The sequence below is a fragment of the Pseudomonas sp. GW456-12-1-14-TSB6 genome (assembly GCF_059424205.1).
In genome coordinates this window covers 230,382-244,542 of the sequence record NZ_JBWKZE010000001.1, presented here as the reverse complement: position 1 = coordinate 244,542, position 14,161 = coordinate 230,382, and the positions used below count along the sequence as shown (strand labels likewise).

12 protein-coding genes are annotated in these 14,161 nt (G+C 59.0%); 5 read left to right on the top strand and 7 right to left on the bottom strand.

Features of this window, described 5'->3' with window-relative positions:
• Positions 1-3: 3 nt before the first annotated feature.
• Together AC07Y2_RS01135 and AC07Y2_RS01130 are read right to left on the bottom strand one after the other, a co-directional pair.
• Entirely contained in the window at positions 4-3,135 is a 3,132-nt protein-coding gene (locus tag AC07Y2_RS01135) for a multidrug efflux RND transporter permease subunit (protein WP_011334170.1), read from the bottom strand.
• Between the two features lie 27 nt (positions 3,136-3,162).
• Positions 3,163-4,320, bottom strand: a complete 1,158-nt coding sequence (locus AC07Y2_RS01130; RefSeq protein WP_103385260.1) for a MexC family multidrug efflux RND transporter periplasmic adaptor subunit — start codon at positions 4,318-4,320, stop codon at positions 3,163-3,165.
• Positions 4,321-4,439: 119 nt separating this feature from the next.
• Between AC07Y2_RS01130 and AC07Y2_RS01125 the strand changes: the two genes are divergently transcribed.
• The gene (locus AC07Y2_RS01125; RefSeq protein ID WP_011334172.1) at positions 4,440-5,036 is read left to right on the top strand and encodes a TetR/AcrR family transcriptional regulator; all 597 of its coding nucleotides are present in this window, start codon (positions 4,440-4,442) and stop codon (positions 5,034-5,036) included.
• A gap of 3 nt (positions 5,037-5,039) precedes the next feature.
• Here AC07Y2_RS01125 and AC07Y2_RS01120 read toward each other — a convergent pair whose 3' ends face one another.
• Positions 5,040-5,186 (bottom strand): hypothetical protein, encoded by a 147-nt coding sequence (locus AC07Y2_RS01120; RefSeq protein WP_164872147.1) that lies wholly within the window; start codon positions 5,184-5,186, stop codon positions 5,040-5,042.
• A 169-nt stretch (positions 5,187-5,355) separates the two neighbouring features.
• Here AC07Y2_RS01120 and AC07Y2_RS01115 point away from each other — a divergent pair, with 169 nt between their 5' ends.
• A complete protein-coding gene (locus AC07Y2_RS01115; protein ID WP_103385259.1) occupies positions 5,356-6,354 on the top strand; it encodes an AraC family transcriptional regulator in 999 nt (332 codons plus the stop codon).
• A gap of 6 nt (positions 6,355-6,360) precedes the next feature.
• Positions 6,361-7,413 carry an AraC family transcriptional regulator gene (locus AC07Y2_RS01110; RefSeq protein ID WP_103385258.1) on the top strand — a complete coding sequence of 351 codons (1,053 nt, stop codon included), beginning with the start codon at positions 6,361-6,363 and terminating at the stop codon, positions 7,411-7,413.
• Positions 7,414-7,660: 247 nt separating this feature from the next.
• Here AC07Y2_RS01110 and AC07Y2_RS01105 read toward each other — a convergent pair whose 3' ends face one another.
• Both AC07Y2_RS01105 and AC07Y2_RS01100 read right to left on the bottom strand, forming a co-directional pair.
• The gene (locus AC07Y2_RS01105; protein ID WP_103385257.1) at positions 7,661-8,743 is read right to left on the bottom strand and encodes an alkene reductase; all 1,083 of its coding nucleotides are present in this window, start codon (positions 8,741-8,743) and stop codon (positions 7,661-7,663) included.
• A 29-nt stretch (positions 8,744-8,772) separates the two neighbouring features.
• The gene (locus AC07Y2_RS01100; protein WP_103385256.1) at positions 8,773-9,513 is read right to left on the bottom strand and encodes an SDR family oxidoreductase; all 741 of its coding nucleotides are present in this window, start codon (positions 9,511-9,513) and stop codon (positions 8,773-8,775) included.
• Between the two features lie 60 nt (positions 9,514-9,573).
• Here AC07Y2_RS01100 and AC07Y2_RS01095 point away from each other — a divergent pair, with 60 nt between their 5' ends.
• Positions 9,574-10,563 carry a LysR family transcriptional regulator gene (locus AC07Y2_RS01095; protein ID WP_256586946.1) on the top strand — a complete coding sequence of 330 codons (990 nt, stop codon included), beginning with the start codon at positions 9,574-9,576 and terminating at the stop codon, positions 10,561-10,563.
• A 148-nt stretch (positions 10,564-10,711) separates the two neighbouring features.
• On the opposite strand, the gene AC07Y2_RS01090 is transcribed toward AC07Y2_RS01095, so the two are convergent.
• Complete coding sequence (locus tag AC07Y2_RS01090) at positions 10,712-11,938, bottom strand: NADH:flavin oxidoreductase/NADH oxidase family protein (protein WP_103385255.1); 1,227 nt, start codon at positions 11,936-11,938, stop codon at positions 10,712-10,714.
• A 74-nt stretch (positions 11,939-12,012) separates the two neighbouring features.
• Positions 12,013-13,092: a saccharopine dehydrogenase family protein gene (locus AC07Y2_RS01085; RefSeq protein ID WP_071495495.1), complete on the bottom strand. Its 1,080-nt coding sequence runs from the start codon at positions 13,090-13,092 to the stop codon at positions 12,013-12,015.
• A 194-nt stretch (positions 13,093-13,286) separates the two neighbouring features.
• Here AC07Y2_RS01085 and AC07Y2_RS01080 point away from each other — a divergent pair, with 194 nt between their 5' ends.
• Positions 13,287-14,090, top strand: a complete 804-nt coding sequence (locus AC07Y2_RS01080; protein WP_103385254.1) for a type 1 glutamine amidotransferase domain-containing protein — start codon at positions 13,287-13,289, stop codon at positions 14,088-14,090.
• Positions 14,091-14,161 lie beyond the last annotated feature (71 nt).

Sequence of the window (14,161 nt, the reverse complement as noted above, 5' to 3'; positions counted from 1 at the left end):
GTGTCACTCCTGAGTCAAAGCGGGTTGTTCAATGGGCGCAGGTTTACTGCGCAGCATCGACAGCACCCAGACAAAACAGATCGGTACAAACAACACCCCCAGCAGCGTCGCGCTGAGCATGCCGCCGATCACCCCGGTACCGATCGCACGCTGACTTGCGGCACCTGCCCCGGTCGCCAGTGCCAGCGGCACTACGCCGAGAATGAACGCCATAGACGTCATCACGATTGGCCGGAAGCGCAGCCGTGCGGCCTCGATCGCGGCGTCGCGCAGGCTGTAACCTTTCTCCCAAAGCTCCTTGGCGAACTCGACGATCAGAATCGCGTTTTTCGCCGCCAGACCGATGATGGTGATCAAACCGACCTTGAAGTACACGTCGTTGGGCATGCCGGCGACCATCACCGCGAGCACCGCACCGATGGCGCCGATCGGCACGATCAGCATTACGGTCAGCGGAATCGCCCAGCTCTCGTACAGCGCCACCAGCAGCAGGAACACCACCAGAATGGCCAGCGCGAACAGCTGCGTGGCCTGACCGCTGGAGACCTTCTCCTGATAGGACAGACCGGTCCACTCGTAGCTGAAGCCGGCCGGCAATTGCGCAGCGATACGCTCCATTTCCGCCATGGCTTCACCGGTGCTGTAGCCCGGCCCCGCATCACCGACGATGCGCACCGACGGATAACCGTTGTAGCGCACCACCTGCACCGGACCTTCCTCCCAATGCGTGGTGACGAAAGCACTGAGCGGCACCAGATCGCCCGCGGTGTTGTGTACATAAAGTTTGAGCACGCTTTCCGGAGTCATCCGGTCGCCCTGCTCGGCCTGCACCACCACGCGCTGCTGGCGGCCGGCGTTGGTGAAGTCGTTGATCACCTCCGAACCGAACGCGGCAGACAACGCACTGCTGATTGATTCAAAACTCACCCCCAGGGTGCGTGCCTTGTCACGGTCGATCACCACGCGCAATTGCGGCGACTCGGCCAGGCCCTCCATCATCGCGTAGAGGATTTTCGGGTTGCCGTTGGCCTGCCCGAGCACCTGGTCACGGGCAGCGAGCAATGCTTCGCGGCCCAGACCGGCACGATCCTGCAGGCGTAAGGCGAAACCACCGGAGTTGCCCAGCCCGTCAATCGGCGGCGGTGGCACGGCCATCACCGCACCGTCGTTGGTCACGGCGAATTGCTCGTTCAGCGCATTGACTTCCGCCATGGCCGATTGATCTTCGCCACGCTCCGACCAGTCCTTGAACACCGGGAATGCCAGCGCTGCGTTATCGCCCATCCCGGAAAAGCTGAAGCCGGACACCAGGAACGTCGACTGAACCCCGTCGCGGGTAGCCAGGTAGCGCTCCAGTTGTTCGCCGGTCGCTTCGGTACGGGTGCGAGTCGCGCCCGGTGGCAACTGGACGTCGACGATCATGTAGCCCTGATCCTCCACCGGCACGAAGGATTCCGGCAGGCGCAGGTAGAAGAAGCCGAGCATGGCGATAATGCCCAAATACACCAACATCATCCGGCCGGCGCGCGCCACCAGCCCGTTGTTCAGCACCGAATAGCGATCGGTGAGCTTGGCGAAGCCACGGTTGAAGGCGCCGAAGAAGCCGCGCTTTTCATGGTGCCCTTGTGGAATCGGCTTGAGCAGCGTGGCGCATAGCGCCGGGGTGAACGTCAGGGCAAGGAAACCGGAGAACAGAATCGACACCGCCAGCGATACCGAGAACTGCTGGTAGATCACACCGACCGAGCCGGACATGAACGCCAGCGGCATGAACACCGCCGATAACACCAGGGTGATACCGATGATCGCGCCCGATACCTGCCCCATGGCTTTCACCGTGGCATCGACCGGCGACAAGCCCTCCTCGGCCATGATCCGCTCGACGTTCTCCACCACAACAATTGCGTCGTCCACCAGAATGCCGATGGCGAGCACCATGCCGAACATGGTCATCATGTTCACCGAGAAGCCCATCAGGTACATCATCATCAGCGTGCCCAACAGACACACTGGAACCACGATCGACGGAATCAGGGTGTAGCGGATGTTCTGCAGGAACAGGAACATCACCAGAAATACCAGGACCATCGCTTCGATCAGGGTATGAATCACCTTCTCGATCGCGACATCAACGAAACGCGAGGTGTCGTAAGGAACGGAATATTCCACGTCATCCGGGAAGTACGCCGACAGTTCGGCCAGGCGCTGCTTGACTGCGGTTGCGGTCTGGATTGCGTTGGCGCCGGGCGACAACTGGATCGCCGCTGCCACGGCAGGTCTGCCATTGAGACGCGAGTTGAAGTTGTAACTTTCCTGACCGATTTCCACGCGGGCGACGTCGCCCAGTTTGACCGTGGAACCGTCCTCGTTGGCACGCAGGACAATGCGTGAGAATTCTTCCGGATTGTCCAGCGTACCTTTCACCGCCAGGGTGGCGGTCAGTTCCTGCTGGCTGCTGGTCGGCGTACTGCCGAAGCTGCCGGCCGGCACTTGTACGTTCTGGCCGCGGATGGCCGCGCTGACGTCGTCGATGGACAGCCCGTAGCCCACCAGTTTCTGTGGGTCGAGCCAGACGCGCATCGCCGCTTCGGAGGAGAAGAACTGCAGCTTGCCGACACCCGGAACCCGGCGCAGCTCGTTGTTGATATTGCGCGCGGCGTAGTCGCCCAGTGCGGTGGTGTCGCTGTGCTGGGTGCCCTCCTTATAGTTCAGCGCATAGATCAGCAAGAACCCGGCACTGGTCTGCTCCACTTCCAGACCTTGGGTGAGCACGGCTTGCGGCATCCGCGCTTCAGCTTTTTTCAGACGGTTTTGCACGTCAACCTGAGCGAGCTGCGGGTCGGTGCCCGGCTGGAACGTCACTGCGATCTCGGCGATACCGTTGGAGTTGTTGGTCGACTCGAAATACAGCAGGTTTTTGGCACCGTTGAGCGACTCTTCGATCACGCTGGTGACCGAGTCCACCAGCACCTTCGCGGAGGCGCCGGGATAGGTTGCCGTCACCTTGATCTGCGGCGGCGCGACGTTGGGGTATTGCGCCACCGGCAGCATCGGAATGACCAGCAGACCGGCCAGAGAGATGAACAACGCCACCACCCAGGCGAAGTTCGGGCGTTTGATGAAAAACTGAGACATCGGAATATCCTCGCGGCGACAGCGCCCTTACTGTTTCGACTCAGGCGTCAGCGCCTGGGCTTGAGGCTGAGCAGGCGCGACTTTGGCGCCTGCCTGCAGGCCACTCAGGCCGCTGATAATCACCTGATCGCCAGCCTTCAGGCCTTCACTGATCTGCCAGCGCGAACCCTGCATGGAACCGGTCACCACAGTGCGCGCTTCGGCGCGGCCGTCGGCGCCGACCACCATGACTTGCGCCCCGCCATCGCTGCCGCGCTGCACCGAGCGCTGTGGCACGAGAATGGCCTGATTGTCGGTGCCTTGAGGTGTGCGCACGCGCACGAACATACCTGGCAGCAACACGCCGTCACTGTTGGCGAACTTGCCACGCAACGACACCTGGCCGGTGCCACGGTCAACGGCGACATCGGTAAACATCAGGGCGCCCTGACGCTCGTAAGCAGTGCCGTCGACACGAATCGACAACGCCTTGTTGTCGTCGGCGGAGAGTTTGCCGCCCTTGAGTGATTCGCGCAGACGCAGCGCGTCAGCGGCCGATTGGGTGAAGTCGACATACACCGGATCCAGCTGCTGAATCCGCGCCATCAACGTTGCGTCACCCTGACCGACCAAGGCGCCTTCTGTGACCAGTGCGCGGCCGACACGCCCGGAAATCGGCGCGGTCACCGAGGCATAACCCAGGTTCAACCGGGCGCTTTGCAGATCAGCCTGGACTGAACGCGTGGCCGCCTGAGCACTGCGCAAATCGGCCATGGCGCTGTCGTAGTCCTGCTGGCTGACCGCTTCGATCTTCACCAACGGTTCATAACGCTTGACCCGCGCCTGAGCCTCAAGGGCAACGGATTGCGCACGGGCCAGTTCACCCTCGGCGCGAGACAAGGCTGCTTTCAGCGGTGCCGGGTCGATCTGGAAAAGCAGGTCGCCGGCTTTGACATCAGCGCCCTCTTCAAAACGCTTCTGCATCACGATGCCCGGCACCCGCGCACGCACTTCCGCAACGCGCATCGGTTCCACCCGCCCCGGCAGCTCTGACGTCAGTGCCAGTGGCTCAGTCTTCACTGCAAGCACCTCTACCGGACGCGCCACTTCAGCCATATCCGCCTGTTCATTCGCTGGTCCACACCCGGCCAGCGCAATGGCAACTGCCAACGACCCCGCCATCCCTACTGCACGCAAATTGCCCATAACTCACCCAAGGCTTGATTGAATTTGGTGCGAATGCTACTTTTCAAATCCTAATGAGTCAATAATGTCTCATGTGAGAAATATATGAATCTTACATTACGATCGCTTGAGGCTTGGTGATGAACCTGATTTTCCATGAAGAACACCTGCTCAAATCGTTGACCGTGGCTGTCGTCAACCGGCCGAGGGCAACCATGAAAGAGCTGGCGCAATTGGCAGGCGTGAGCAAGGCCACCCTGCACCGCTATTGCGGAACACGGGAAAACCTGGTGCAAAGACTGGAAGAACACGCCGAAGCAACGCTCAATCTGATTATTCGCCGTGCCGGTTTGCAGCATTTGCAGGCGCTGGACGCGTTACGTCGATTGATCCGCGAACACCTCGCCCATCGCGAGTTGTTGGCGTTTCTGATGGCACATTACCGCCCCGACTTTCTCGATTTCGAACGGGGCGACACACGCTGGCAGTTTTACCTGGAGGCGCTGGACGGATTTTTTCTGAGAGGCCAGCAACAAGGGTTGTTTCGCATCGACATCACCGCCGCGATTTTCACCGAGCTGTTCATCACTCTGGTGTATGGCCTGGTGGATGCCGAACAGCGCGGGCGAGCCGCCAACGCCGATTCGGCACGCACCCTTGAGCAAATGTTCCTGCATGGCGCGCTGGCTGGTAGTCAATTGCGCGAGGACGCCTGCTTGCCGGAAAAAATGCTCTAACGCTCAAAAATGGGTGAAGGCATCGCTGATGCTGGCGACCGGAGGGTGACTGGAATGATGGACAACGGTGTGGCCAGCTGGCCGGTGCTGCGAATACAGCGCACCCGAAACCAATGCGACCGCGAGCAAAGCAAACAGGAACCGACGCATCGAACACCTCCATCGTCCGGCCGCGGGCCGAACGCAGTTTTATTGTTATGGGTGCTTCGAGTCTGGCCCTCCGAGCGAGGTGAAAGCTTTGCAGATCGCGCCAGCGATTTTGCAAATCGTGCCAGTTCTTTCCGGCCAGCGGCGGCCGGTCATTCTGAGGGTTGAGCGGATGTCCACGGTTCGAGGTACTGCGCTGTTGGGGTTCAAGGCGTTTTGTGCCAGTCAGGGCATCGACCCGGCTTCGGCGCTGGCCGCGGTTGAGCTGCCTGAAGACCCTCTGGATGCTCGACTGTCCGGCGCGCAGTTCAATGCCTTGATTGACTTGTGCGCCCAGCGCTCGCACAACCCGCTATTCGGCGTGCAGTTCGGCTTGCGCCAGGGCACGCAAAGTCTCGGCACCCTGCTTTACGCCATGCGCAGTTCAGGCACGGTCGGCGAGGCGCTGAACCTGCTGACACGTTATTTCCATATCCATAGCGACGGCGCGCTCGTGCAGCTTGAGCGTCAGGCCGGTAACGCCCTGCTGCTATACGACGTCACGGATGGCACCTTTATTTCGGTCCGCCAGACCGTGGAACTGGCGATGGGTATCGCCAGTTGCCTGCTGCGCGAACTGCTCGGGCACGCCTGGCAACCAAAATCGCTGCTGTTGCGCCACAGTGCTCCGGCCAACCGCCTGGCCTATCGCGCCTTGCTCGGGGTAGCGCCGCGTTTCGACAGCCCGGTCAATGCCTGGGTGTTTGATGAGTCATTACTGACGACACCGCTGAGCACGACAGACGCCAGATACCAACAATTGGCCCGGCAACATATCGACGAACTGGCCCGCGTGACGCTGGAGGAATTGCCGTCTTACCTGCAAAAAAGGCTGCGCAATGAACTGGCCCACGGCCCGGTCACGCTGCACGACATGGCCGAGTACATGATGATCAGTCCACGCACCTTGCAGCGCTATCTTCGAGCGCAGGGCTCTGGATTTCAGGCGCTGCTGGACCAGACACGCCGGTCGATGGCCGCGCGCTACCTCTGCGATTCTTCGCTCAGCCTGACGCAAGTGGCGGGTCTGTTGGGTTACGCCGACCTGAGCGCGTTTTCCCGGGCATTCACGCGCTGGAACGGGGTCAGCCCGCAGCAGTGGAAACAACGCATGCAACACTTACCTCGGTAAATCGACATGGCTTGCAACCCGTTCATTCGCGCCATCAGCCTGACAGGTTTCGATCCATTTGCCCGGCGTCAGGGACTGGAGCCGAACCGGATGCTGCGCCAAGCGTGTCTGTCCGTAGCGTCACTGCAGCGCCCGGAAGACATCCTGTCCTTTCGCAATTACTGCCGCTTGTTGACACTGTGCCGGCAGCGCTCGAACAACGCATTGTTCGGTTTGGAGTTCGGCCTCCATCAGGGAGTCGACGTCTTCGGTGACATGTTGTTCCTGATTCACAACACCCGTACCGTCGGCGACGCGCTGCGCGAACTGCGCGCCAATTTCGCCCTGTACAACGGCGCGGCGCATCTCTATCTGGAGGTGGCCGACGGCATCGCGTTACTGGGTTATCGAGCCGATGAGCAGGAGATCGACGGCCTCGCTCAGGCCGAAGAGCTGGCGTGCGGGGTCGGTCTGCGCCTGATGCAAACCCTGGCCAGTGCACCATGGCAACCCGAGGCAATCATGCTCCGCCATGCGCCTTTGGCGGATGAAGGCCTCTATCGCCAGGCGCTAAACATCACGCCGACGTTTTCAGCCGGGCACACTGGATTGCTCTTCAATGCCAGTGTGCTCACGCAGCCGCTGGATTGCGCCAGTGAAGCCTTGCATCAGCTCATCGCTGAACATTTGGCAGGTATTGAACGTTTGTCCACCGACGCCATGCCGGGATACGTCAGGCAATTGCTGCGTAATCTGTTGCCCAGCGGACGCGCGACGATCGACAGAGTGGCCGATTGCATGGCCGTCACCCCGAGATCCTTGCAGCGCCACCTGGCTGAGGAAAAGACCTCTTTTCAGCAGTTGCTGGACGAGACGCGCCAGCAATTGGCGCGCAAATACCTGCAGGTCCCGACGATCAGTCTGCCGCAGGTAGCGCACCTGCTGGGCTACGCCGATGTCAGTACATTCTCGCGGGCTTTTCATCGATGGTTTGGGGTGTCGGTGCTGGAGTGGTGCAGGCAATTCGGTGTGAACAGACAGCCCTTGCTGCTTCGAAATCGAGTGAAAGAGCGACCTTGAGCGTATTGAAACTGGAACTGTTTCGTATTGGAAGTCAGCACTTGTAGCAAGTTGATTGCAGTTAGGAGGAGTTATCGGCAAAAAATGGACGCTTGTGACAGGAAGCAATTGGACACGAGCCACCGTTGAGAATGTACCGCATCCGACCAACAGTCGCCCTTTCTCCTGGGAGAAGCTATCGGCCAATAGCGGCCATCCAGCAGCAACCGGCCAATAACGGACGATCGTCCTTCCCCCGATCGTCAACTCAAACGGAACCTGACGCCGGATAATCCAAATAGCCTTCCCGACCCTGGCTGAACCAGGTACTCATCTCGCTTTCCACCAGTGGCAACCCCCGAGCGAATCTCAGCGGTAGGTCCGGATTGCCGATAAACGGACGTCCAAATGCAATCGCATCGGCGAGTCCTGCATCCAAGTGCGCTTGCGCCTTGGCAAGCCCGTAGTCCGAGTTGAGGATCAGTACGCCTTTGAACACTTCGCGAATCATCCCGGCCAGCGGCGGCCGTTCTGACTTGCCGAAGGTGCCATCCAGCGGTGGCTCGCGGACTTCCAGATGAGCAATGCCGATCGATGACAGCACTTCGGCAGCACGGATGAATAGTGCTTCTGGATCGCTATCACGGATACCCTGTTCATAGCTGCTTGGGGTCAAGCGTACGCCGGTGCGGTCGGCGCCGATGACGCCTGCAACCGCCTCGGTTACTTCCTTTAGCAAGCGGATACGGTTATCGATCGAACCACCATAGGCATCACTGCGAAAATTGTCGCTGTCGCGCAAGAACTGGTCGATCAGATAGCCGTTGGCGGCGTGAATTTGTACGCCGTCAAAATCCGCCTCGATTGCGTTGCGCGTGGCTTGACGGAAGTCTTCCAGCAGTGCAGGAATTTCTTCTAGCGGTAGCGCGCGCGCCGGGGTATACGGTTGTTTACCGGCGTAGGTATGCGCCTGGCCCGGCGCCGTGGTGACCGATGCGGAAACCGGCTGGCCGCCACCGAGAAAACTCGGGTGCACGACCCGGCCCATGTGCCACAGCTGCGCGATAATCCGGCCGCCAGCAGCATGAACTGCGTCGGTGACTTTGCGCCAGCCGGCGACCTGTTCGTCGGACCAGATGCCCGTTGCGTAAGGCCAGCCCAAACCTTGCTGACTGATGCCGATCGCTTCGGAAATGATCAGTCCCGCGCTGGCGCGCTGACGGTAATACTCGACCATCATCTCGGTCGGGACGTGCTCGCGAGTACCGCGCGCTCTGGTCATCGGCGCCATCAGGATACGGTTGGGCAAATCGAGCGCGCCGAGGCGCAGGGAATCAAATAACGATGTCATGTTCAGGCTCTCCAAAAAGGTGGGCAGGATCAAACCAGGCGTGCGCCGCCGTCGATGTTGAGTACGGCGCCGTTCATGAAGGTGTTGCTCATCAGGAACACCGCTGCCGCGCCTGCCTCTGCTGCTGTGCCGAGGCGATGTAGGGGCAGAATCTGCTCAAGTGAGGCGATAAATGCCTCACGCCCCTCACCCAGTGCCTTGCCGAGAATCGGGGTGTTGATCGGGCCCGGCGACAGCGTGTTGACCCGCACCGGTGCCAGCTCGAGAGCCAGACCGCGAGCCAGTGCTTCCATCGCTGCCGAGGCGGCTGCCAGCACGGCGGTGCCGTAGGCATTCGGGCGATCAGCCAGAGAGCCGGAAATGAACGTGATCGAGCCGTCTTTTGCCAGCTTGTCACCGAGGATCCGAATCACATTGATCGATGCCCAGATGCGTTCATCGAACGCGCGGTGCAGGTAAGCGAGATCCGCCGCAAGCACGGAGCCAGCCACAAACGTGCCGGCGAGCAGAACGAGGTGATCGACTTGGGGGATATCTGCCAATGCTGTTTCGATAGCCTGACTGTCAGTCACGTCTGCCGCGCGCCAATCGTCGAGACCATGCTCGATGGCGGCTTGTCCGGCACGCGCGGCGTTTGAACCGATGACGATGACCTTGGCGCCAGCGGCTTTCGCTTGCACGGCAGCGGCGAGGCCGATGCCGGAGGTACCGCCGAAAATGACCACGGTTTTGTCGGTGAGTGAGGATGGCAGGGTTTGGGTGATGTTCATGCTTGAGTCTCCGTCTGGAACACCCGAGTGGCGTTCGATGGGCAAAGACTACGACTTGGAATGAAGATTGATAATCAGGGCAGAAGTCGCTTTACTAGTGCCATGAAGGCACAAATCGGATTGGATCGTTTAACTGGGCTCATCGCCTTTGCACGAGCGGCTTCGCTGGGCAGCTACACGGCTGCAGCCCGGGCACTGTCGGTATCACCGTCGGCCGTCAGCAAAAGCGTGCAAAGGCTCGAAGAGCATTTCGGGCTGATGCTGTTCACCCGCACCACACGCTCACTGGTGCTCACCCCGGAGGGCCGCGATCTTTACGAACGGGCGTTGCGGATTCTGCGTGAAGTCGAAGACATCGATCAGGCCGCCGTCGCCTCCCGCGCCGAGCCTTCGGGCGTGTTGAAAGTCACCGCGCCGTTGCCGATTGGCCTGAATATTCTCGCGCCAGCCCTGCCAAGATTTCGCGAGCAATACCCGAACCTGGCTATTGATCTGCGGCTTGGCGATCAGTATTCCGACATCATTGAACAAGGCATCGACGTCGCGGTTCGGGTTGGCAACCTTGCCGACTCGCGACTGATTTCTCGCCCGCTGGGCCCGCATCGGATCGGTGCATTCGCATCACCTCATTACCTACAGCGCAAAGGCACTCCGGTAACGGCTGAAGACCTTGCGGGTCATGAATGCGTGAATTTTCGGTATCAGAGCACGGGGCAGAGTTTGAAATGGCCTTATGAGGCGGATGGTAAACAGCTTGAGTTGTCGCCAAATACAGCTTTTACAGTCGATGCCAGCGATGCGGTTGCTGTGGTAATAGCTGCGGGGGGCGGTATCGGTATCTCACCGCACTATGTGGCTGCGCCGTATGTGCGCCGGGGAGAACTGGTTCCGATCCTCCCACAATTCACCGTAGAGCGATTTTCTATCACTGCTTTATGGCCAGAAAGCCGTCGAGGTAGCCCAAACGTAAAAGCGTTCATTGCATACCTGGTGGAGCTGTTCCCTCCCACGCCTCCTTGGGATGAGCTAATCAAAAAACCGAGTATGTGAGAGTGCATTCTGGTGGATTTTGAATAACCGCTTCTTGCCGATTGCAGCGCACGCGACAGGCAGCAATCGGCCAATAGCGGACGCTCCTGCTAGTAATGACCGATACGACAAAACTTAGCTCTTCAAATACAAAACTTACCGGCGCACATCAAACGGTTTCCACCCACCGTCGATATTGACGAGTGCGAAGTGCCATACCGAGCTGTTGCAGGATAAGCGCACGCAGCGGTGAAACGTTCGGATCGGGCTTTTTCGCGCGACTCAGCTTGCGCAACTGAAACTTCACTACCGCCATGTTTGCCAAGGATGCGACGGCTTTATTTTTCCAGGTAATCGGCGGCAATTGCGGAGCATTGTCTTTGCCCAGCAGCCAGTCCCGAGGCAAGTTGGGATCGATGGCTAACGCTGTTCCGATCCCAACCATATTAACGCCGCTCTGCACGACGTTTTCCGCCACCGCGCGGCGACGTATACCACCGGTGACCATTACCGGCATTCTGGCAACTGTTTGGATATCACGGGCGAACTCGACGAAGTAGGCTTCGCGAGCCAGCGTGCGACCATCGCGCGCCTCCCCCTGCATAGCGGGCGCTTCATAACTGCCTCCGGATAATTCCACCAAATCCACACCAAGGCCATTGAGCAGCTCAACGACCTTCTTCGCATCATCGGCGGTAAACCCTCCCCGCTGGAAATCGGCGGAGTTGAGCTTGACCGCCACTGCGAAATCCGCAGAAACCACAGCCCTGACCGCCTTGACGATTTCGATTAACAGGCGCGCCCGATTTTCTAGGGAACCGCCCCATTCGTCCGTCCTTTGGTTGGTCAACGGCGAAAGGAACTGGCTCAACAAATAGCCATGGGCAGCATGGATTTCCACGCCGGTGAATCCGGCTTGTTCGCCGAGGCGCGCGGTGTTCGCAAAGCGTTGGATAACTTCCTTAATCACGCCGGAGGTCATCGCGTGAGGCGTGGCGAAACGCTTGGACAGTTTGCCCAAATCCAGCGGCACGGCCGACGGTGCCCATGTTTTTTGCCCAAGATTGGACTGCATCTGCCGCCCTGGGTGGTTGATCTGCAACCAGAACTGCGCACCGCCGGATCGACCAATACGTGCCCAACGCTTGAACTTGGCCAGTTGCTGATCGTCCTGCAAAACTACGCCACCCGGTCCGGTCATGGCGCGGCCGTCGACCATCACGTTGCCGGTGATGATCAGGCCTGCACCACCATCGGCCCACGCTTGGTAGAGACGCATCAGTTCTTCGGAGGGTGCCTGATCGGCGTCCGCCATGTTCTCTTCCATGGCGGCTTTGGCGATTCGGTTCTTGATAGACGAACCGTTTGGAAGCATCAGGGTGTCGAACACATTCATGGGGCAGTCCTCAACTGGATATGAGGCCACCTTAAGATTGAAGTCAACTTTAAGGTCAACATCTTTTTTCCGAATCAGTCGATGTTCATCGCGCCAGATCCTGGCAATTGCGTCACCAGCTCAGCACCTAACAACAGTGCGGGTGTGTAAGCCCCGCCAGTCGGACGCATTTGCAACAGGTAATCAACCACCGCCAATGCAGCGTCGATCGTCAGGCTGTAGACGTTCGCGGTATGCAGGCGCGCGGTTCTGCACTCACCACGGGCGTTGCGAGCCTCGCCCCAAACATAGGTGCCTTGATCTGCGCGTTTTTCCTGATCGGGGCCGACCACGGTTTTTCCAATTCGTGCTTTGAGCAACCGCTGCACGAACGACAAACCCAGCAACGGACGAATCCAATTAGCAAACCGGGCGCCGCGGATCATGCCTGCGGAACCAGGGATGAAAACTTCGATGTTGGCAATGCCGGTGGTGTGCCAAGCAGTGGAAACGTCGCCCCATGGAATAGTCATTGCCAGCTTTTCTCCGGCACCAAAGTCGATGCGACGCACCCGGTAGGCCAGCGGCACCGAGGTGATTTTGCCGTCACGGCGAACCTTGCCACCCTGCGCCATACCCTCAATTGAAGTCTTAGCAGTACCGGGCGAAAAACTTGAGCGCGAATCAAAACCCAATGCCAGGTGCGTGGCATCCGGCATCGCATTTTTCAATGCAGCGGCTACACAGTCCGTAGGAACCACATCGAAACCGACGCCTGGGCAAATGACCACGCCCGCCGCCCGCGCACGTTCATTCAGGGATTGAGCGTGCTCGAATACGGCAATCTCGCCAGTGATATCCAAATAATGTGCATTGGCACGCAAGCATGCTTCCATCATCGGAACGGCGGTCGCTGAGAACGGCCCTGCACAATGCAGAACCAAGCCATGGCCTTTGATCTGAGCAAGTAAACGTACTTCGTCTTCGAGTCCAAACACCCGAGCTTCAAGACCCAACTCCCGAGCCAGGGCTTCAACTTTGTCTCGGCTACGTCCCGCCAGCACAGGTTTAAGCCCACGTTTTACAGCATCACGAGCGATCAACTCGCCGGTGTAGCCGTTGGCTCCATAAATCATCCATTTCATCTGCGTATCAAGGTTGTCTTGCTGACTCATGCATGGCTCCCGAGTGGATTAGTGACGAGCGTTATTGCCTTGCTCATTCAGCATCAGACGCTAGCGTTAAAGTCAGGTTGAGGGTCAAGTTGAAGTGAGCAGCTACCAGTGGAAATTATTTGCAGCGGCGGGGTTGACCTTAAAGCGAGGTTTAAGGTGAGCATGCACCGACCTGCTTGATTGATGGAACCCGGATGATGCTCAAGACCTTTGTTTCTTATGCGTTGGTACTGATAGGTAGCGCTTTCATGACATTTGCAAATGCTGACACCGCCCCTTCCACAATGACTGCCAAAAATCGCCAAATTCTGGTGATTCTGACCAACCACTCCAGCTATCCCTCACGAACCGATACGACGGGGTTGTGGCTGACTGAGCTGACGCATTTCACCGACGTAGTGGAGGCAGCTGGCTACAGCACAGTTTTTGCCAGTCCCAAAGGCGGTGCGGTGCCTCTAGATGAGCGCAGCCTCGGTTGGCTGTACATGGACAAGGCCGCCCGAGAGCATTTGCAGTCCCCTGCCTTTCGCGCTCGCCTGCAAAACACACTGCCGATCGCCGATGTCGATCCGTCCCAGTTCAGCGTCATCTACTTCACCGGGGGCCATGGGGTGATGTGGGACTTCCCCAATAATCCCGACCTGCGGCGTGTCGCCGAAACTATCTACAACCAGGGTGGCATCGTCTCGGCCGTCTGCCATGGCGTTGCGGGTCTGTTGGATCTGAAGGATGAACAAGGCCAGTTGATCATCAAAGGGAAGAACATCACCGGTTTCTCTGATCGCGAAGAGCTGTTCTCCGGCATGAAAAGCCAGGTGCCCTTCTTCCTTGAGGACAAGTTGGTGAGCCAAGGCGCGCGGTACCGCAAAGGCTGGCTGCCATTCACGTCATTCGCCATCACTGATGGAAGGCTTGTCACCGGCCAGAACCCTCAATCGCCCAAAGCCGTAGCTGAAGCCGTGATGGCGGTGCTCTCAGGCGACAACGTAGCTCGCTGAACCCTCAAGTAGTTCCCACCACCCGGAGAAAGACCGATTGAAACTCGCAAGCGCCGTATTAACAGGATTGC